Raw genomic sequence first — 21656 nt, 5'->3', positions numbered from 1 at the left:
GTTGTCTTTAAAATCAGTCTTTCTTAATCTTATGCTGCACTTTGGCTTTTGTCTTGTATACCAGGACAAAGAAGAACGGTACAAGCACAATACCGAATACAATGGCAAATATCATTCCGAAGAAAACACCCGTACCGATGGCCTGACGGCTCGCCGAGCCCGGTCCGCTTGCCAACACCATAGGAAGCATTCCCAATACAAAGGCGAGGGAAGTCATCAGGATAGGCCGGAAACGGAGTTGGGCAGCATGGATGGCAGACTGTATCAAGTCTCCTCCCTTGTCAACCTGCACCTTGGCAAACTCCACAATCAAAATGGCATTCTTTGCCGCAAGCCCCACCAGCATCACCAAGCCGATCTGGAAATAAATATCATTCTCCAATCCGCATATCACAACGCCCAGATAGGCACCCAAAGCGGCAACCGGCAGTGAAAGCAATACAGCGATAGGCACCGTCCAACTTTCATATTGCGCAGCCAAAAAGAGGAATACGAAAAGGAATACCAGCGTAAGCACAAGACCCGTCTGTCCTCCCGCCTTCTTTTCCTGATAGGAAAGGCCACTCCACTCCAGACCGATATTGTCCGGCAAGTGGTTACGTGCAATCTGCTCCATAATCTCCATTGCCTGGCCGGAACTGTAGCCTTGTGCCGCAGAACCGCGGATGACGGCAGTGGTAAACATATTGAAACGCTTGATACTGCCCGGACCGGTGGTATAAGAGGCATTTCCCAAGGAAGTAAGCGGCACCATCACTCCGTCTTTTGCCTTTACAAAGAACAAGTTGATATTGTCCTTATGCTCACGATAAGGAGCCTCGGCCTGGATATACACCTTATATATACGGTTGAACATATTGAAGTCATTCACATATACTGAACCGGTATAGGCCTTCATGGTAGAGAATACATCCGCCAGGGGCACACCCAGCATTTTCACCTTATCACGGTCCACATCAAAATAAAGTTGCGGTATTTCAGACTGCAAGGATGATGAAAGCCCCGTCAGCTCCTTATGCTTCTGGGCATAATACATCAGCGTATCTGCCGCCTGCACCAAGTTGTCAAACGTCGCCTCTCCACGCGCCTCAAGCTGCATTTCGAAACCTCCCGAGGTACCCAATCCCGGAATGACCGGAGGCGTGGAAAGATAGACCTTGCATTCGGGATATTCCTTCAAATCCTTCTCCACATTCTCCATTATCTTATCGATGGAAATCCCCTTACGCTCTTCCCACGGTTTCAGAATAACCGTCAGCTCACTGCGTGCCTGGTTGCTACCCACACGGGGGCTGCTACCCGTCACGTTCTGCACATAGGCCACATAGGGATTCTTCTCCAAGTATTGCACGGCACGGTCGGTCACCACACGGGTTCGCTCCAAAGTAGCACCTTCCGGCAACTCCAACTCTATCTTAAAATAGCCCTGGTCTTCTACCGGCAGGAAGCTGGTAGGCACCAACCGGTGGATAATGAAAATGGCAACCAGTACCAGGCCGAACGCACTCATCAAGCGGCGGGGATTCCTGATGACCCGGTTAATGACAGCCACGTATTTGTGATTGCCCAAGTTCAGCCATTCATTGATTTTGCGGAAAACTATGTTCTTTTTCTTTCCACTGTCGGGCTTCAATATGAGCGAACACATGACGGGACTAAGCGTCAGGGCCACTACCGTAGAAAGCAATACGGAAACGGCGATAGTAATGGTAAACTGACGGTATAACTGTCCGGTGATTCCGCTCAAGAAACTTACCGGCACAAACACGGCACAGAGCACCAACGATGTGGCAATCAAGGCACTTGCCAATCCGTTCATCGCCTTTTTGGTAGCTTCATACGGGCTCAATTTCTCCGTCTCCATAAGATGTTCTACATTCTCCACCACCACAATGGCATCATCCACCACAATACCGATGGCGAGAATCAATCCAAGCAAAGTCAGTATGTTCAGAGAGAAACCGAAAATAAGCATGAAACCGAAGGTACCAATCAGGGAAATAGGTACCGCAACAATCGGTATCACCGTCGCACGCCAACTTTGCAAGGATAGAAATACAACCAGCACCACCAGAATCAGCGCTTCGAACAACGTCTTGTACACTTCGTGAATGGATTCGGAAATATAAGTCGTCATGTCGAAGGGAATCTCATAACTCATCCCCTCAGGGAAATTTGCACTGATTTCCTCCATAGCAGCCTTTACGCTCTTTGCAACTTCCATTGCATTGGCCCCGGGAAGCATATAGATACCGAGAACGGCAGCATTCTCACCGTTGATGCCACTCTCCGTGCTATATGAAGATGCTTCCAATGAAACACGCGCCACATCGCGCAGACGGATAATGGAACCGTTGGCATTGGCACGGACCACAATGTCCTCAAACTGCTTTGCCGAACTTAAGCGTCCCTGGGTAGTGATAGGGATAGTAATGTCGAGTCCCTTCACCGGCTGTTGTCCCAAAACACCCGCAGCAGACTCACGGTTCTGGTCCTTCAGGGCATTCTGCAAATCCTGCACCGTCAGTCCGAAGTTGGCAAGTTTGTCGGGCAACGCCCATATCTGCATGGCATAGTAGCGGCTACCGATGTTGGAAACACGTCCCACACCGGGGATACGGCGCAACAAGTCGAGTACATTGATAGTAGCAAAGTTACTCAAATAAATTTCGTCGAACTTCGGGTCACTGGAAGTCAGACAGATAGTCATCAATTGGCTGGGAGCCTGCTTTTCCACAGAAATACCGTTCTGAATCACTTCGGCTGGCAAACGGCTCTCCGCCAGTTTCACACGGTTCTGTATTTCTACGGCAGCCAAATCCGGGTCGGCAGACACGTCGAAAGTGACCGTAGCTGAAAATCCTCCGGAATTAGAACTGTTGGACTCCATGTACAGCATACCGGGAGTACCGTTTATCTCTTGCTCGATAGGGGTTGCCACCGCCTGCGAAACAGTCAATGCACTGGCTCCCGGATAGGAAGCACTGATTTTCACTACGGGAGGCGTTATCTGCGGATATTGGTCTACCGGCAGCATGGTCAGGCCAATGATACCGACAATTACAATCACAATCGATATCACCGCCGAGAATACCGGGCGGTCTATAAAGAAACTTACTTTCATAACATCATTACTTTGAAGGGTTGTTGTCCTTTGATTTATTCTCAGCCGGAGTAGTCTGCTTCGTTTCGGAAACAACCTGCTTGTTCAGAGAATCACTCGTCTGCTCTTCCTCCTTTTTAGGAACGGCAGCCTGGGCACGTACTTTCATACCCGGAGTCAGCTTGTGGAAACCTTCAGTCACAATTTGTTCTCCGGCAACCAGACCACGCTCAACCACCCAATTGTTGCCAAATTCAGGTCCCAGTTCAATGAAACGCTTTTCAACCGTAGAGTCCCGGCGCATCACAAAAATATATGCACCACCTTTCTCAATGGTAACCGCCTTTTGAGGAACGGCGACAGCACCCTCACGTACATCCAGCAATAGCTTAACCTTTGTAAACTGCCCCGGTAACAACACTTTGTTAGGGTTCGGCATTTCGGCACGCACGGAGAATGTTCCGGTCTGAGGGTCCACCTGAGGTTCGGCAAAATCCACATAGCCCTTATAAGGATAGACGGTATTATCCGCCAAAGTAATCGTAATGTTCGGCTGCCAGGAACGTGTAGAGTCCTGACGCCCTATATCGATATTCCGTTCCTTGCTTTTCAGGTAATCCAATGCCGTCATGCTGAAATCTACCAGAACCGTATCACTTTTCACAACCGTAGCCAGCAAGGACTTGCCTCCCGGTCCGACCAATGTTCCCAAATCCACATTTCTTTCACTGATATGTCCCGATAGCGGAGAACGGACCAACGTATATCCCAATTCCAATTCAGCCTGGTCCAAATCGGCCTGGCTCATCGCTACTGAGGCTTCTGCAGTCTCGTAAGCAGCCTGGGCATTGTCCAAATCCAGCTGGCTGGCAGCGTTCTGCGCATAGAGGGGGCGGATACGCTCCAAATCGCGCTTTGCCTTCAATGCCTGCGCTTCATCCTTCTTTAACTGTGCACGAGCTTTGTCAGCCTTTGCCCTATACTGGTCCTGGTTTATCACAAAAAGTACCTGGTTCTTGGTGACATATGTTCCTTCTGCGAAAAGCATATTCTCCAAATACCCTTCCACACGCGCACGTACCTCTACAAACTGCTGAGCGCGAATACGTCCCACGTACTCGCCATATATCTCCACATCTCCTTTTTCCGCAGATTCCACAATCACGGTAGGAGCTTCCGATTCCACCTTCTTAGGCCAAGTCAGAATAACGTAACCTGCCAACAATACCGCCATGCAGGCAACCATCATCAGCAACCTCTTCTTCTTTAGTTTCAATTCTTTTTTCGTAAAAAACTGTCTCATGCTTGTTTGTATATTAAATTTAACCCTGTTTCTTTCTATTAAAGCAAATCCGATGCCAATCTATCACCATCTCATCCATTACGTCTAACAAACTATATATCAAGCAGAAAAGCAGACGGCAGTTCTTTATTCATGGTGGCATCCTCCATTTTTCCCTGTGGAATGTGTCCACAGTTTGTGGAATAATTCCACAAAACTACTAAATTAAAAACACATAAAAACCCTTTTTTGCTCTACACTAACAAAGAAAAACATTATCTTTACCGAAAATAATTCAGATTATTCATTTTAAACGTAAAGATTATGGCAAGTAGAAAAGAACTAAAGAAGAATATAAACTATATTGCAGGTGAATTGTTCACAGAGTGTCTTGTAAACAGCTTATATGTGCCTGGAACAGACAAACAAAAAGCCGATGAACTGATGGCTGAAATTCTGAAAATGCAAGATGAATTCATAAGCCGCATCAGCCACACCGAGCCAGGAAATGTAAAAGGTTTCTACAAAAAACTTCGTGCTGACTTCAATGCAAAAGTAGACGAAATTATTGACGCAATGGGCAAACTGAAATAAGATGAAGAAAGCCTTTTATAGCTTCATTTATTATCGCCTGCTGGGCTGGAAGACAAACGTGACGGTGCCCGACTACGACAAATGTGTAATTTGTGCGGCACCCCATACTTCCAATTGGGACTTATTTATCGGTAAATTGTTTTATGGTGCCATCGGCCGCAAGACCAGTTTCATGATGAAAAAGGAATGGTTCTTTTTTCCTCTGGGACTGATATTCAAAGCCGTTGGCGGCATTCCGGTGAACCGGGGACGTAAATCTTCCTTAGTGGACCAAATGACCGAAAAGTTTGCAAACAGCAAGCATTTCCACCTGGCTATTACACCGGAAGGAACCCGTAAAGCCAATCCCAACTGGAAGAAAGGTTTTTATTACATAGCACTTAAAGCACAAGTGCCCATCATGCTTATCGGGATTGATTATCCTTCCAAGACCATCTCCTCTACCAAGGCTGTCATGCCTACCGGAGACATCGAAAAGGATATGCGCGAGATAAAACTGTACTTCAAGAACTTTAAAGGAAAAAATCCCGAAAATTTTGATTTAGGAAATATCTAATCAGGTATTAAGCATTAATGCCATGCGAATAAGCATCTTGCAAACAGACATCGTCTGGGAAAATAAACAAGAAAATCTCCGTCGTCTCCGCGAGAAGTTAGAAACTCTTCGTGGAACAACGGAGATTGTTGTTTTACCGGAAACATTCTCCACCGGCTTTAGTATGGACACCGCCAGCTTGGCCGAACCCACAACGGGAGAAACCATCGCAACACTGCGCCAATGGTCCGAAGAGTACCGGCTTGCTCTTGCCGGCAGCTATATTGCCTGCGAAACAGCCTCGGAAGGCGGAAAGCCATCCTACTACAACCGCGCATTCTTCCTTACGCCCGAAGGCAATGCTTACTATTACGACAAACGCCACCTCTTCCGGATGGGGCACGAGACAGAACATTTCACCCCCGGCAACCGGCGTCCCATCATCCGATATCGCGGCTGGAATATACTGCTGCTTGTATGCTATGACCTTCGTTTCCCGGTCTGGAGCCGCAATACGAGCAATGAATACGACCTCCTGATTTACGTCGCCAACTGGCCCATTCCCCGCCGGAAAGTCTGGGACATCCTGCTGCAAGCGCGCGCGCTGGAAAACATCAGTTATGTCTGCGGTGTCAACCGTATCGGCAAGGACGGCAGAGACATTCCACACAGCGGCGGCAGTGTGGTCTACTCTCCGAAGGGGGAAGTGCTTGCCACTGTGCCCGACAACGAAGAGGCGATTGCCACCGCCTCCCTCAACCTTTCCTCCCTGCAGGAGTTCAGGCTAAAGTTTCCCGCTTGGAAAGATGCGGACGAGTTCGTTATTTCTTCAAATAATAGTTCACAGTAGTCACTACACGTACGCTTTTTATATAAGGAGTATAGGCATCGCGGTCACTTATGGAGAACTGCCCTTGCGAGGCATTGCGGATTTTCCCCAGTTCACTGTCCGAATCCTTGGCAAACTTCTCGGCTGCAGCACGAGCGTTCTTCGTGGCCTCCTCTATCATTCTGGGCTTCACTTCGTTGAGACCGGTGAATTCATAAGACACATTATATTTATAATCCCCTCCCGTGATGGCAATACCCTGCTTCAAGAGTTCAGCCTGCCCCGACATGAGCTTACGCACCCTATCCACATTCTTGGAAGTGACAGTGATGACAGACGTGGCATTATAACGATAGGCCACGTTGCGGTCAACGTAACGTTCGGCCTGCATGTCAATCACTTCGGGCGGTGCAATACTGATTTCCTCCTTCTCAATACCGTTGTTTTCAAGGAAACTCACGACGGCAGCGTTTTTCTTCTCCATATTGGCATAAAGCAGTGCAGGGTCATTACCTATGTCTTTGTAGACAAGAGGCCAGACTACCTTGTCGGCAGGCACTTCCATTTCGGCCAGCCCTTTCACACTGACCACACGGTCCTTATTCACAAAATTGTTGATACCGCCTTTTACCATGATTCCCAACAAAAGCAGCCCCACGGCTATGATGGCTGCTTCTACTTTCCAGCTTTTCATACATTGATATTTTAGAGTTTATAAACACACACAAATATAACAAACCCAAACGACAAAAAGTGCGATGAATGGTCTATTTTTATATGATTATCCTCACTTATACCCCAAACGAACGAGACATTATACAAAATGCACCAACTTTTTTAGAGTATTTAATAAAAATACCCAAAAGAAGGAGTACATCTTCTCCAAAAAGTACCTATTTTTGTCCTTCGAAACAATGTCAAAGCGACAACATGATTAATTTAATAATTCTAACCCCTAAATCCTATGTTGACCCAACGTAAAATCCATACTCACGGTGGCGGTTGGCCGTGACTTTATGGAATGACCGAAGACACTTTCCGTACAACCGTCAAAACCCATATGAGATATGGGACGACCAGTATTTCTTAATTAATCTTCAGCAATATGCGGATGAACATTGTTTTTCGTATATTTGTTGATTGAAAGAACAGTTCAATACTTAATCATTTATTAATAATAAATTTTATGAAAACCAATCTAAGCTCTCAAATCACTCTCAACAGAGTCTCCCCCAGGTACTATAGACCTGAGAATGCATTTGAACGGTCGGTATTGACCCGACTGGAAAAAATCCCGACAGATATTTATGAGTCTGCGGAAGAAGGCGCCAACCAGATTGCCCTTGACATTGCACAGTTAATCCGTGACAAGCAAAAGGCGGGACGTTTCTGTGTCTTGGCACTGGCAGGCGGTAACTCTCCGCGCAATGTATATGCAGACTTGGTACGTATGCACCAGGAAGAGGGATTAAGTTTCCGCAACGTAGTCATATTCAACCTCTACGAATATTATCCATTAGCTCCCAATGCCATCAACAGCAACTTCAACGCATTGAAGGAAATGCTGATAGACCATGTGGACATTGACAAACAGAATGTTTTCACCCCCGACAGCACCATCGCCAAAGACGCCATCTTTGAATATTGCCGTCTTTACGAGCAGCGCATTGAAAGTTTCGGTGGCTTAGACATCGCTTTGCTGGGCATTGGCCGTGTAGGTAATATAGGTTTCAATGAACCGGGTTCACGCCTGAACTCTACCACTCGTCTGATATTGCTGGACAACGACTCCCGCAATGAAGCTTCCAAGATGTTCGGTAGCATTGAAAATACCCCCATCAGCTCCATCACCATGGGAGTAGCCACCATCCTCTCGGCAAAGAAAATATATCTGCTGGCATGGGGTGAGGAGAAAGCGCAAAAGGTGAAAGAATGCGTTGAAGGTCCAGTAACAGATACTATCCCTGCATCTTATCTGCAGACTCACAACAATGCACATGTAGCTATCGACTTGTCTGCCGCCGCCAATTTGACGCGTATCCAACGCCCCTGGCTGGTAACCTCCTGCGAATGGAACGACAAGCTCATCCGCAGTGCCATCGTCTGGTTGTGCCAACTCACCGGAAAACCCATTCTGAAACTGACCAACAAGGACTACAACGAAAACGGTCTGAGCGAACTGCTGGCATTGTTCGGCTCAGCCTATAACGTGAACATCAAGATATTCAATGACCTGCAACATACCATCACCGGATGGCCGGGCGGCAAGCCGAATGCTGACGACACCTATCGTCCTGAGCGTGCAAAGCCCTATCCAAAACGTGTGGTCGTATTTTCTCCGCATCCCGATGATGACGTTATCTCCATGGGAGGCACCATCCGTCGTCTGGTAGAGCAGAAACATGACGTGCATGTGGCTTACGAAACTTCCGGTAACATTGCCGTAGGCGATGAAGAAGTTATCCGCTTCCTGCACTTCATCAACGGGTTCAACCAAATCTTCAACAACAGCGAAGACCAGGTCATCAATGACAAATATACTGAAATCCGTAAATACTTGAAGGAGAAGAAAGACGGTGACATGGATACACGCGACATCTTGACCATCAAGGGACTGATTCGCTGTGGCGAGGCACGCACTGCATGTACATACAATAATATCCCTCTGGATCACTGTCATTTCCTTGACCTGCCATTCTACGAAACGGGCAAGATACAGAAGAATCCTATCAGCGAAGCAGACGTGGAAATTGTACGCAACCTATTGCGTGAAGTGAAACCCCATCAGATTTTCGTTGCCGGCGACCTGGCCGACCCGCACGGCACACACCGTGTTTGTACGGACGCCGTATTTGCCGCCATTGACTTGGAAAAAGAAGAAGGTGCCAAATGGTTGAAGGAATGCCGTATCTGGATGTACCGCGGTGCATGGGCCGAATGGGAAATCGAAAACATTGAGATGGCTGTGCCCATCAGCCCGGAAGAACTGCGTGCCAAGCGTAACTCTATCCTGAAGCATCAATCGCAGATGGAAAGCGCACCGTTCCTGGGCAATGACGAACGTCTGTTCTGGCAACGCAGCGAGGACCGTAACCGCGGAACAGCTGCCTTGTATGACAGCCTCGGACTTGCTTCCTATGAGGCGATGGAAGCCTTTGTGGAATACATTCCGCTATAAACGAATAAAATATTAACAATAGGATGAGATGTATTGCTCCGGCAATGCATCTCATTTTTTCATGTCTCAGCCTTCTTATATTCCCAAGGAATACTTGCAGATATAAAAACAATCAAATAATTTTGTTACTTATTTATCGAAACGACAAAACTTAAAAACAAACACCATTATGAAAAAGTATGCTATCAACATCCTTGTCATTTTATTCCTACTCACGCCATTTACATTGTTTGCAAATGGATGCCATGCCAATAACGACACCATCAAAGTATTGGCAATAGGCAACAGCTTTTCACAAGATGCAGTAGAGCAATATTTGCACGAACTGGGAGAAGCTGAAGGTATCACCATGATTATCGGCAATATGTTTATCGGAGGATGTTCACTGGAACGGCACGTACAAAACATACGCAACAACGCTCCGGCCTATGCCTATCGCAAAGTAGAGAAAGACGGGGAAAAAACAGAAACCCGGTCAATGACTATTGAGAAAGCACTGGCCGATGAGAAATGGGACTATATCAGTGTTCAACAGGCCAGCCCTTTGTCTGGTATCTATGACAGCTACAAAGCTTCCCTACCTGAATTGGTTAACTATATCAGGGAACGAATTGGAAAGGAAACCGTATTAATGATGCACCAGACATGGGCTTATGCTACCAATGCCAACCACACCGGATTCAAAAACTATGACCAGAACCAAATGAAAATGTACACCAGCATTGTGGATGCAGTAAAGAAAGCCGCCAACCTGGTGGGTATCAAGAAAATTATCCCTTCGGGAACCGCCATACAAAATGCACGTACCTCCTTTATCGGCGACCATATGAATAGGGACGGATACCACCTTGACTTAACCATAGGCAGATATACAGCTGCCTGCACATGGTTTGAGGCATTGACCCATCAGAATGTAACAGAAAACCCATATTCTCCCGAAGGAATAGACCCAATCCATAAGAAAGCAGCTCAAATGGCTGCGCACAACGCCATCCTCTATCCGGACAAAGTTACGGAACTGACAGAACTGAAAAAGATTGCCGATTAATGCTTTTTAATTCTTAAGACTTACTTATATGTCTGCAAAATAATAAAAAGAAAGTAACCCGCTCATCAGTGAAGCTTTCTTTTATGTACTTTTGCACGCACCACCGTCTGGTAAAAGCAGATATTGGCAACTTCAATATTTCATCAGTATGAAAAAACTTATCCTAACCGGCATATGGCTCTTGTGTGGATTCCTCCTTCCGGCACAAGAACTAGAGCAGAATGTGGAAGAACGCCTCCAGACATTCTTTAGGGAATACACCACCCATACGGCCAACATCGGTACCTGCAAGCTGGATAGTTTCCGCATTGACTTCCGGAAGAAGAAATTGCTTGTCTATACAAACGAGCGCTTTGCCTACCAGCCTCTACGGCCTGAAACCGTTGATGCCATTTACCGCCATCTGGGACAAATCCTGCCAGGACCGGTGAACTATTTCGACCTCACCGTCTTTGCTGACGGGAAGAGCATCGAAGAGCTTATCCCCAACCTCTACCGGAAAGGGAAGAAAGACAAGGCACGTCTGTTCAGCCACCTGGAATACAAAGGTACCCCCTGGGTAACCCGTACCTCGCGCCCCTACGACATCACCCGCGGACTGGAAGGACGCCACATCGCCCTTTGGCAAAGCCACGGGAAATATTATATCAATGACAAGGACAAATGGGGATGGCAACGCCCGAGGCTGTTCTGCACTACAGAAGACCAGTTCACCCAATCCTTCATCCTGCCCTACCTCCTGCCCATGCTAGAGAATGCAGGAGCCAATGTATTCACTCCCCGCGAAAGGGACACGCAGAAGCAGGAAGTCATCGTAGACAATGACGGTAGCCTGAGCGGACATGGAGGACAAGGTTCCCTTTATCTGGACGTGAAAAGCCGGAAAGCACGTTGGAAACAGACCTTCCGACCCGGATTTGCCCAACGGAAACGAATCTATCAGGACAATGAAAACCCTTTCCTCTCCGGCACGGCACGCTTTGCCAAAACTGAAAAGAAGAAAGACAAGGCTTTTGCCGAATGGGTACCCGATATTCCGGAAACGGGAGAATATGCTGTATACGTATCTTACCAAACACTGCCGGGCAGCGTAAGCGATGCCAAATATCTTGTATTTCACAATGGAGGCGTCACGGAGTTCAAGGTGAACCAGCAAATAGGAGGCGGCACATGGGTGTACCTCGGCACATTCACTTTCGACAAAGGCCGGAATGACTATGGCATGGTGGTATTGAGCAACGAAAGCAAAGAGAAAGGCGTGGTCTGTGCCGATGCCGTCCGCTTTGGAGGAGGCATGGGCAACATTGCCCGCGGAGGACAAACCAGCGGCTTGCCCAGATACCTGGAAGGCGCACGCTACTTTGCCCAATGGGCAGGCATGCCCTATCCCGTCTATGGAGGCTATGAGGGAAAGAATGATATGAACGACGACATCAACGTACGTTCCCGTACAGTGAATTACCTTGCAGGAAAATCACTATTCAACCCGACGGAAGAAGGTTTGGGCATCCCCTTTGAAATGAGTATGGCCCTGCATAGCGATGCCGGTTTCAGTAAGGAAGATGAGATTATAGGCACTCTCGGCATTTATACCACCAACTTCAACAACGGCCGACTGCATGCCGGTACAGACCGCCATGCCTCCCGTGACCTTTCGGACATTCTGCTAACGCAGTTGCAGCATGATATCCGCTCTACCTTCAACGTAGACTGGACACGCCGCAGCCTATGGAACCGCAACTACAGTGAAACACGCCTGCCCGCCGTCCCTTCCACCATCGTAGAACTGTTGTCGCACCAGAACTTCGCAGATATGCGCTTGGGACATGACCCTAACTTCAAGTTCACCGTCGGGCGTGCGCTCTATAAAGCCATTCTGCAATACATATGCAGCCAGCACGGCAGAGACTACGTTGTCCAACCCCTTCCCGTCAGCCACTTTGCCATCCGCTTCGGTCAAAAGAAGAATACTTTAGAGCTTTCCTGGCAAGGAGAGGAAGACCCGTTGGAGCCGACTGCCAAACCACGTGAATACATTGTATATACACGTATCGGTCGTGGAGGATTTGACAATGGCGTACGCGTCAGCTCCCCATCCCACACCGTAAAAATAGAACCGGGCATCGTCTATTCCTTTAAAGTAACCGCCGTAAACCGGGGTGGCGAAAGCTTCCCTTCGGAAATTCTTGCCGCCTACAAGGCAAAGCGTGAAAAAGGACAGATACTTATCGTCAACGGATTCGACCGCATCAGCGGGCCTGCCGTTATAGACACCCCCGATGCGGCAGGCTTCGACTTGTCACAAGATCCCGGCGTACCCTATCTCTATGACATCTCCCTCTGCGGCGCCCAGCAGAATTTTAGCCGGAAGGAAGCAGGACGACGTCTGGGAGAGAGCAGTGACGAATACGAAGGCATGAAAATCATCGGAAACACTTTCGATTACCCCTTCGTACATGGCAAAGCCATCCAGGCAGCCGGAAATTACAGCTTCGTCTCATGCAGCGACGAGGCTGTGGAAAAGGGCATCCTCTCATTAGAGGATTATCCGATAGTGGACTATATCCTCGGACTTGAGAAAGAAGACAATTCCAGCAATCCGGCACGCAATACCTACTACAAAACATTCTCCTCGCCCATGCAGCGCATACTGACTTCCTATTGCCAGTCGGGAGGTCATCTCCTGGTCAGCGGTGCCTATGTAGGCAGCGATATGGACAGCTCGCAGGGCAATAAAGAATTTATTCAGAATATCTTGAAGTACCGGCATGGCAACTCTCTGAAAACAGACGGGGACAAAATCGCTGTCCGGGGACTGGGGCATACCTTCACCCTTCCCCGCCTGCCGAATGAGCAAAGCTATCCGGTCACTTCCCCTGATTGCATCCTGCCCATGTCTCCCGCTTTTCCAGTCATGACCTATGCCATCAGCAACACACCCGCCGCCGTAGCCTATCAAGGCAACGATTATCGCACTTTTGTCATGGGATTCCCTTTTGAAAGCATCCGGGAAGAAACATCCAGAAATGCAATTATGGCCTCCATACTCCGCTTTCTCACCACAGATTACACAGATTAACACAGACAAAATAGCAATCCCTATAAATAATCCGTGGAAATCTGTGTAATCTGTAGTGAAAAAACTATCTTTGCTTCCATTAATCATTAAACATTAACCACTAAACATTAAACATCATGTACACTATACAAGCCAACCCCAGCGGAACCCGTAGTTTAGAAGTTTCTGAAGAGAACCTTGCCACCATCGAGAAATACGGCCTCTTCCGCCATCTCATCGACAGCAACGGTATTGTGGACGAAACCGTGCTCGACAAGTTGAAACTGAACATCCGCTCCCTCATCGCCGCGCAAGAGGAGGACAGCAAAGATCTGCTCGACCTCTGTATCGACGTTATCTATCACAACAACATGAAGGCCTTCGGACTACAACAGCTCATCAAGCTCTATCTGCAATGGCTTTCCCAACAAGACACCATAGAAGAAGAATAAATGAAAACCATCGACACCTGCGGACAACAGCATTACAGCCCTTTAATCCCTGCCATCAAGGCCATGTGCGAGGCCGGAAAAGGCGAGAAGCTGGAAATCATCATGGACGACGCTGCTGCCTTCAATGACATGAAAGAGTATCTTTCCGAGCAGCAGATAGGCTTCCGTGAGATTTACGACGGAGAACGGATGACATTACAGTTTTTAATGTGCAAATGAAAGAATATCGCCTTACAGACTGGCTTCCTACTACCAAGAAAGAAGTAGAACTGCGTGGTTGGGACGAATTGGATGTAATACTTTTCAGCGGTGACGCCTACGTGGATCACCCTTCTTTTGGAGCCGCTGTCATAGGCCGCATCCTCGAAGCAGAAGGATTGCGCGTAGCCATCATCCCCCAACCCAACTGGCGCGACGACTTGCGCGACTTCAAAAAACTGGGACGTCCCCGTCTGTTCTTCGGCATCAGTCCCGGCTGTATGGATTCGATGGTCAACAAATATACTGCCAACAAACGCTTGCGCAGTGATGACGCCTATACCCCGGATGCACGTCCGGATATGCGTCCGGAGTACCCTTCCATTGTATATACCCAGATATTAAAGAAGCTATTCCCCGATGTCCCCGTCGTACTGGGCGGCATCGAGGCAAGCATGCGCCGCCTGACGCACTATGACTATTGGCAGGACCGTGTACGCCCCAGCATCCTCCTCGACAGCGGAGCCGACTCACTCATCTACGGTATGGGAGAGAAACCGGTGGTGGAACTTGCGGAAAGGCTGAAACGCCAACAGACACAGATGGACGCCCCAAGCTTCAAAAAGCTCATCGCCGATATTCCCCAAATGGTTTACCTTGACAAGGAAGTAGTGGTACAAGAAGGGGATATCACCCTCTTTTCCCATGAAGAATGTCTGAAAGATAAAAAGAAAGAAGCTGCCAACTTCCGTCATATCGAGGAGGAAAGCAACAAATATACAGCATCCCGCATCTTGCAAAAGAGCGGCAAGCTGACGGTAGTAGTCAATCCTCCCTATCCCCCTTTGACGGAAGCTGAACTCGACCGTTCTTTCGACTTGCCATACACGCGCCTACCCCATCCCAAATACAAGGGAAAACGTATTCCGGCATACGACATGATAAAGTTCTCCGTCAACCTGCATCGCGGATGTTTCGGAGGATGTGCCTTCTGCACCATCTCCGCACACCAGGGCAAATTCATCGTAAGCCGCAGCAAGGAGAGCATTCTGAAAGAGGTGAAAGCCATCACGGAGCTGCCAGACTTCAAGGGTTATTTGAGCGATTTGGGAGGCCCGTCGGCCAATATGTACCGCATGAAGGGACGGGATGAGGCCGTCTGCAGGAAATGCAAACGCCCGTCGTGCATCTACCCCAAGGTATGCCCCAACCTGAATACGGACCACCGTCCGCTGCTCGACATCTATCATGCCGTAGATGCCCTGCCCGGCATCAAGAAGTCCTTCATTGGCAGCGGTGTACGCTATGACCTGCTGCTGCACCAGAGCAAGGACCCGAACACTAACAAAAGTACGCAGGAATATACCCGCGAGCTCATTGCCCGCCATGTCAGCGGTCGCCTGAAGGTAGCACCGGAGCATACGTCAGACCGCGTGCTCAACATCATGCGCAAGCCTCCGTTCAGCCAGTTCGGTGAGTTCAAGAAGATATTCGACAGGATTAACCATGAAGAAGGACTACGCCAGCAGCTTATTCCTTATTTCATCAGCAGCCATCCCGGATGCAAGGAGGAAGATATGGCAGAACTTGCCGTCATCACCAAGCGACTGGACTTCCATCTGGAACAAGTGCAAGACTTTACCCCTACTCCCATGACCGTTGCCACCGAAGCATGGTACACGGGCTTCCATCCTTATACGCTGGAACCGGTATTCAGTGCCAAAACGCAGCGCGAGAAACTGGCTCAACGCCAATTCTTCTTCTGGTACAAACCCGAAGAGCGCAGGAACATCATAAACGAACTGCGCCGGATAGGACGGACGGATTTGATAGACAAGCTATACGGGAAACGATAAAAATACGATATTTCCAAGAAACTCACAGCAACTGCATGAAACGATTCCTCCTCCTCTGCCTATCCCTACTCCCCATCGGAGCGACAGGTCTGCTGGCACAAAGCGAATGCCTGCCGCAAAATTACAGTATCATCTTCGGTGGCGGTGTATCCTTACCTCATGTAGAGGGAAACCGTAACGACTTCTTCAGCAAGAATGGCAACCGGGTGGGATATGACCTGATGACAGAAGGCCGCTACTACATCACGCCCCTATTTGCCGCAGGACTTCAATATGACTATCTACGCATGGCACGCCTGCCGGATAAGGCACATCTGCACTGCATACGCCCCAACATCACATACCGGCCCTTGTGGAGCAACGGGAATCAAGGACTGTTCCTCTCGTTCGGCATCGGGTATATGAACTATCAGGAACGGACATATAAACGCGGTGAACGGAACGGACACCTTTTCCATAAAGGATATTGTGGAATAACTTTCGCAGCAGGCTATGAGTTCCGCATCAGCCGTAAACTCTCGGGCATGATTCGCTGTGATTTCCTGACAGCAGACTGGTTTGCCAACCCCGATGCACGACTTTATAACACAGACGGGTATGATGACGGAGTAGACCATAGCTGGTTCAAAAACAACATCACTTTCTTCAATTTGGGATTCGCCTTGCAGTTCGGACGTTAGTGGCAGGAGTGGCAACAGTTTACTCTTCCACCTGCATTGCCACTACCTCCTGCAACACACAGACAGCTTCTTCTACCGTCTTGACATCCTTCACCAACATACTCCGTTTGTTGTTCTGTTCGCGCAGGTCACAACGCCGGGTGTACTTCATCATGTAGGCAATGACCTTACCGAAAGCCTGGCTCTGATAGTACGGGCTGTCCGGATTGGAGACGAAGAACAGGGACATGCGCCCACCTTTCAGAAAGACTTTCTCCACGCCGAGGCGGGCAGCCAGGCGTCGCAAGGGAACGATGCGCAGCAGTTCTTCCGTTTCGGGAGGAATCGGACCGAAGCGGTCTTCGAGGCGGGTACGGAAAGCATCCACATCCTTGTCGAGTGTCAATCCGTCCAACTCGCGATAGAGCAACATACGCTCGCTGCTGCCAGTCACGTAATCGGCAGGCAACAGAAGTTCGAGGTCGCTTTCCACCTGGCATTCGTCGACAAACTGTTCTCCACTGATGACGCCTCCGTCTGCTTTCAGTTCTTCGGCATAAAGGTCGGCAAACTCGTCGGTCTTCAGTTCGTGCACAGCTTCGGAAAGAATCTTTTGATACGTCTCGTAGCCTAGGTCGGCAATGAAACCACTCTGTTCGGCACCGAGCATATTGCCTGCGCCACGGATGTCAAGGTCCTGCATGGCAATGTGGATGCCACTGCCCAGGTCGGAGAAGTTCTCGATGGCTTGCAGGCGTCGTTTTGCTTCGGGAGTAAGGGAGGACAAAGGCGGTGCCAGCAGGTAACAGAAAGCTTTTTTATTGCTCCGCCCCACACGTCCGCGCATCTGGTGCAAGTCACTGAGGCCGAAGTTCTGCGCCTGGTTGATAATAATGGTATTGGCATTGGGTATGTCGATGCCACTTTCGATGATGGTAGTGGCAAGCAGCACGTCGTAATCGTAATTGACGAAATCAAAGATTATCTTCTCCAGTTCGGCAGGCTCCATCTGTCCGTGTCCGATACAGACACGGCAGTCGGGAATGTGCCGCTCTATCATGGCCTTCAACTCAACCAGATTGGAAATACGGTTATTCACGAAGAATACCTGCCCGTTACGGCTCATCTCAAAATTGACGGCGTCGGCAATGATTTCCTCGTTGAAGGTGTGCACTTCCGTCTGGATGGGATAGCGGTTAGGCGGCGGTGTCTGGATGACGCTCAAGTCGCGCGCACCCATCAGCGAAAACTGCAAGGTACGGGGAATGGGTGTAGCCGTCATGGTCAGCGTATCCACATTCACCTTCAATTGGCGGAGTTTCTCCTTGACGGAGACGCCGAACTTCTGCTCCTCATCAATAATCAACAAACCAAGGTCTTTGAACTTAACGTCTTTTCCCAGGATACGGTGGGTACCGATAAGAATATTCACTTCCCCTTCGGCAAGCCCTTTCACTACAGCCTTTGCCTGAGCAGCGGTGCGGGCACGACTCAGATACTCCACCCGGCAAGGCAAGCCTTTCAAGCGCTCCTTGAAGGTCTGGAAATGCTGATAGGCAAGTACGGTAGTGGGCACCAGTACAGCCACCTGCTTATTGTCCGCCACAGCCTTGAAAGCGGCACGAACAGCCACCTCCGTCTTGCCGAAGCCCACGTCACCGCACACCAGGCGGTCCATCGGACGGGCACTCTCCATGTCGACCTTCACGTCGGAAGTAGCCTTGCTTTGGTCGGGGGTATCCTCATAGATGAAGGAGGCTTCCAACTCCCGTTGCAGGAAGCTGTCGGGACTGTATTGGAACCCCTTCTCCTCGCGGCGTTGCGAGTAGAGTTTTATCAAGTCGCGGGCAATATCCTTTATCTTCGTCTTGGTGCGGTCTTTCAGCTTCTCCCAGGCTCCGGTGCCGAGCTTGTTGAGGCGGGGCGCTTCACCCTCCTTTCCCTTGTACTTGGAAACCTTGTGCAGAGAGTGGATGGAGACAAACACCACATCTTCGTTCTGATAGACAATCTTCATCACCTCCTGCGTGGTGTCACCGTTGGGGATACGTACCAGTCCGGCAAAACGCCCCACACCGTGGTCGGTATGCACCACATAGTCGCCGGGGGTGAATTGGTTCAGCTCCTTCAGGCTCAAGGCCACCTTGCCGCTGCGTGCCTTGTCGCTCTTCAAGTTATACTTGTGAAAGCGGTCGAACAGCTGATGGTCGGTAAAGACGCAGATACGCAAAGTGTCGTCGGCAAAGCCTTCGTGCAGCGTCCGTTCCACGGCGGTAAAGGATATGTTGTCTCCACGGTCCTCAAAGATGGCACGGATGCGGTCAGTCTGTTTCAGGCTGTCGCTGCATATGTAGATGGTGTAGTGACGGGAGAGGTATTCGCGGAAACTCTCTGCCACCATGTCGAAGTTTTTATGGAAGATAGGCTGTACCGTAGTATGGAACGAGACGGTAGCATCCGGCGTTCCGGTGGGCTTGTTACCGAACTCCATCCGGCGGAAATCGAGGGCGCGCAGGGTGAACTCGCCACCATCAATCAGCTTGCCTTCCAGCGTGATGGCTCCATTCTCCTCCGACTCACGGGCGGCGATGGCCTGTGGGGTGAGCGATTCGTCGTGCACGGTCTGGATGCGTTCGCGTAGCCAGAGAAAATCGCGCATGGCAAGCAAGCTGTCCGACGGAAGGAAATCGAGGAACGACACCATGCCGCCGCTTCCCTTTTTTTCCAGGCTATGGCTCAAGTCGGGAACTATCACGATGCTTTCTTTCTTCTCCTTCGAGAGCTGTGTTTCCACCTCGAAGGTACGGACGCTTTCCACCTCATCGCCGAAAAAGTCTATACGGAAGGGATATTCGGAAGAGAAGGAAAAGACGTCGATAATACTGCCACGAACGGCATACTGCCCCGGCTCGTAGACGTAGTCCACATATTCGAAACCGTAGCTGCGCAATACGTCCGTCACGAAGTTCATATCCACCCTCTCGCCTGCATGCAGTTTCAGTGTATTCTCTCCCAGTTCCTTACGAGAGACCACCTTTTCGGCCAGCGCATCCGGATAGGTCACCACGCAAAGCCCCTCTTCTCCTTTTTGCAGGCGACTCAGCACTTCTGTACGGAGTATTTCGTTTGCCGCATCCTTCTGCCCGTACTTGATGGCGCGGCGGAACGAAGAAGGAAAAAACAATACCTGCTCTGTCCCCAATATCTGCGTCAAATCATGATAGAAATAACCGGCTTCCTCCATATCGCCCAGAATGAAAACGAGCGGACAAGTAGCCCGCTGAACCAATACAGACGAAAACAAAGAAGCGGCAGAGGCATATAAACCTCCGCAATATAGGTGACGGACAGAGTTATCTTTCAGAAGCCTGCACACCCCCTCTACATTGGGATGGGAAGCATAAGATTGTTGCAGTTCAGTTATATTCATTGCTTTGCGCTTTTTCCCCCGGTATTGCCTCTCATAAGGTATCCTACCGAAATAAATTCGGTGCAAAAATACACAAATAATCTTTAGCTTTGACCTGTCGGCAACTATGTTCTCTGAAATAATCTTTCTGCTGTCAGCCTGCACATCCTTCACCTTTTTTCTGTATCGCCCTATTTATCGGGGAAGGCAATGAAACTTCTTTTCCTCCAATTATGAATAACACAGCCTGCACAATCCCTATTCAGGAGTTATGTTACACAAAGTTTATCCCCAGCCTGCGGACATGTATCCCAGGGGTTGGTCTGTCTATCCCAAGGCTTGGGATAGACAGACCAAGACTGAAGAGCACTTTTTCTCCCTATATCTACCCACTTTATCCTTTATACTTCGAAAGTTTTTCTTTAATAGTTTGAATGTTTTCTGTTAATGATTGAAACGGGAATAGCTAAAGATTGAGGCTAAAGTTCAAAGTCAAGCATATGGTTCTTTGATTTAACCTGCATTCCTTATAGTCAGGAGTTAGAAGGAGCTACATAAATGAAAGAGTCGTGGCGCCAGAACTTTGCAAAATCAAGATTTGTGTGAAAATGCTGCCAGATAAAAAAGAAATGTATTACATTTGTTCCCAGTTATAACCCCCATTACCTATAAGTATGCAAACATCAGACAGCATTGTCATCATCCCCACCTACAATGAACGGGAGAATATAGAAAATATCATCCGTGCCGTTTTTGCTCTGAAACATGGTTTTCACATCCTTGTCATTGAAGACGGTTCGCCCGACGGAACAGCTGCCATTGTAAAGACCTTGCAGCAGGAGTTTCCCGAACGCCTCTTCATGGTGGAGCGCAAAGGAAAGTTAGGACTGGGTACAGCCTACATAGCCGGCTTTAAGTGGGCATTGCAACGAGGTTATGAGTATGTATTCGAAATGGATGCCGACTTCAGCCACAATCCCCAAGACTTGCCGCGACTCTACCGCGCCTGTTCCGAAGAGGGTGCCGATGTAGCCATCGGTTCACGTTATGTGAGTGGTGTGAACGTAGTGAACTGGCCCATGGGACGTGTACTGATGTCTTATTTTGCCTCCAAGTATGTGCGCTTCATCACCGGGCTGCCCATCCACGACACTACAGCCGGATTTGTATGTTACCGCCGCCGGGTATTGGAGACCATCAATCTGGACGGCATCCGCTTCAAAGGATACGCCTTCCAGATAGAAATGAAATTCACCGCCTACAAATGCGGCTTCAAGGTAAAGGAAGTGCCTGTCATCTTCATTAATCGCGAACTGGGCACCTCCAAAATGAACAGCAGTATTTTTGGTGAAGCCGTATTCGGAGTGATTCGGTTGAAATGGAACAGTTGGTTCCATAAATATCCTACCGTAGATAAGGAGATGAAGTGATGGGTGATAGAGTGATAGGGGTTTA

The 21656-nt window shown here is 48.9% G+C and carries 15 protein-coding genes; 11 read left to right on the top strand and 4 right to left on the bottom strand.

Going from position 1 to position 21656, the window contains the following annotated elements:
• Positions 1–13 precede the first annotated feature (13 nt).
• Together ACESTD_RS11915 and ACESTD_RS11910 are read right to left on the bottom strand one after the other, a co-directional pair.
• Complete coding sequence (locus ACESTD_RS11915; RefSeq protein ID WP_005826654.1) at positions 14–3124, bottom strand: efflux RND transporter permease subunit; 3111 nt, start codon at positions 3122–3124, stop codon at positions 14–16.
• 7 nt (positions 3125–3131) lie between these two features.
• A complete protein-coding gene (locus ACESTD_RS11910) occupies positions 3132–4406 on the bottom strand; it encodes an efflux RND transporter periplasmic adaptor subunit (RefSeq protein ID WP_005826657.1) in 1275 nt (424 codons plus the stop codon).
• A 303-nt stretch (positions 4407–4709) separates the two neighbouring features.
• On the opposite strand from ACESTD_RS11910, the gene ACESTD_RS11905 reads away from it, so the two are divergent.
• Genes ACESTD_RS11905 through ACESTD_RS11895 form a run of 3 tightly spaced genes read left to right on the top strand, consistent with a single transcriptional unit; the run spans position 4710 to position 6364 of the window.
• On the top strand, positions 4710–4979 hold the full coding sequence (locus tag ACESTD_RS11905) for a hypothetical protein (RefSeq protein WP_005826660.1): 270 nt from the start codon (positions 4710–4712) through the stop codon (positions 4977–4979).
• 1 nt (position 4980) lies between these two features.
• Positions 4981–5535, top strand: coding sequence for a 1-acyl-sn-glycerol-3-phosphate acyltransferase (locus tag ACESTD_RS11900; protein WP_005826663.1), 555 nt, complete (start codon positions 4981–4983; stop codon positions 5533–5535).
• A gap of 22 nt (positions 5536–5557) precedes the next feature.
• Complete coding sequence (locus ACESTD_RS11895) at positions 5558–6364, top strand: amidohydrolase (protein WP_009036814.1); 807 nt, start codon at positions 5558–5560, stop codon at positions 6362–6364.
• Here ACESTD_RS11895 and ACESTD_RS11890 read toward each other — a convergent pair.
• Positions 6336–7037: an SIMPL domain-containing protein gene (locus ACESTD_RS11890; protein ID WP_005826670.1), complete on the bottom strand. Its 702-nt coding sequence runs from the start codon at positions 7035–7037 to the stop codon at positions 6336–6338. The two genes, ACESTD_RS11895 and ACESTD_RS11890, sit on opposite strands and share 29 nt — an antisense overlap.
• 492 nt (positions 7038–7529) lie before the next feature.
• Here ACESTD_RS11890 and ACESTD_RS11885 point away from each other — a divergent pair, with 492 nt between their 5' ends.
• From ACESTD_RS11885 to ACESTD_RS11855, 7 genes are all read left to right on the top strand, one after another.
• Positions 7530–9521 carry a glucosamine-6-phosphate deaminase gene (locus ACESTD_RS11885; RefSeq protein ID WP_373158900.1) on the top strand — a complete coding sequence of 664 codons (1992 nt, stop codon included), beginning with the start codon at positions 7530–7532 and terminating at the stop codon, positions 9519–9521.
• Positions 9522–9690: 169 nt separating this feature from the next.
• The gene (locus tag ACESTD_RS11880; protein ID WP_120027264.1) at positions 9691–10569 is read left to right on the top strand and encodes a DUF4886 domain-containing protein; all 879 of its coding nucleotides are present in this window, start codon (positions 9691–9693) and stop codon (positions 10567–10569) included.
• Between the two features lie 148 nt (positions 10570–10717).
• Positions 10718–13648, top strand: a complete 2931-nt coding sequence (locus tag ACESTD_RS11875; protein ID WP_373158901.1) for a xanthan lyase — start codon at positions 10718–10720, stop codon at positions 13646–13648.
• A 116-nt stretch (positions 13649–13764) separates the two neighbouring features.
• Positions 13765–14079 (top strand): hypothetical protein, encoded by a 315-nt coding sequence (locus ACESTD_RS11870; RefSeq protein ID WP_005826681.1) that lies wholly within the window; start codon positions 13765–13767, stop codon positions 14077–14079.
• On the top strand, positions 14080–14298 hold the full coding sequence (locus ACESTD_RS11865; protein ID WP_005826683.1) for a sulfurtransferase TusA family protein: 219 nt from the start codon (positions 14080–14082) through the stop codon (positions 14296–14298). It abuts the gene before it with no gap.
• Positions 14295–16133: a YgiQ family radical SAM protein gene (locus ACESTD_RS11860; protein WP_005826685.1), complete on the top strand. Its 1839-nt coding sequence runs from the start codon at positions 14295–14297 to the stop codon at positions 16131–16133. The genes ACESTD_RS11865 and ACESTD_RS11860 overlap by 4 nt, the downstream gene beginning before the upstream one ends.
• A gap of 35 nt (positions 16134–16168) precedes the next feature.
• Positions 16169–16813 (top strand): hypothetical protein, encoded by a 645-nt coding sequence (locus tag ACESTD_RS11855; protein ID WP_005826687.1) that lies wholly within the window; start codon positions 16169–16171, stop codon positions 16811–16813.
• Between the two features lie 19 nt (positions 16814–16832).
• On the opposite strand, the gene mfd is transcribed toward ACESTD_RS11855, so the two are convergent.
• Entirely contained in the window at positions 16833–20222 is a 3390-nt protein-coding gene (gene mfd, locus ACESTD_RS11850) for a transcription-repair coupling factor (RefSeq protein ID WP_373158902.1), read from the bottom strand.
• A gap of 653 nt (positions 20223–20875) precedes the next feature.
• Between mfd and ACESTD_RS11845 the strand changes: the two genes are divergently transcribed.
• Positions 20876–21631, top strand: coding sequence for a polyprenol monophosphomannose synthase (locus tag ACESTD_RS11845; protein WP_005836010.1), 756 nt, complete (start codon positions 20876–20878; stop codon positions 21629–21631).
• The last annotated feature ends 25 nt before the right edge of the window (positions 21632–21656 follow it).

The sequence above is a fragment of the Bacteroides sp. AR20 genome (assembly GCF_964250605.1).
Classification (GTDB): Bacteria; Bacteroidota; Bacteroidia; order Bacteroidales; family Bacteroidaceae; genus Bacteroides; species Bacteroides uniformis.
The sequence above is the reverse complement of the archived record's forward strand: the minus strand, read 5'-3'. Positions and strand labels throughout refer to the sequence as shown.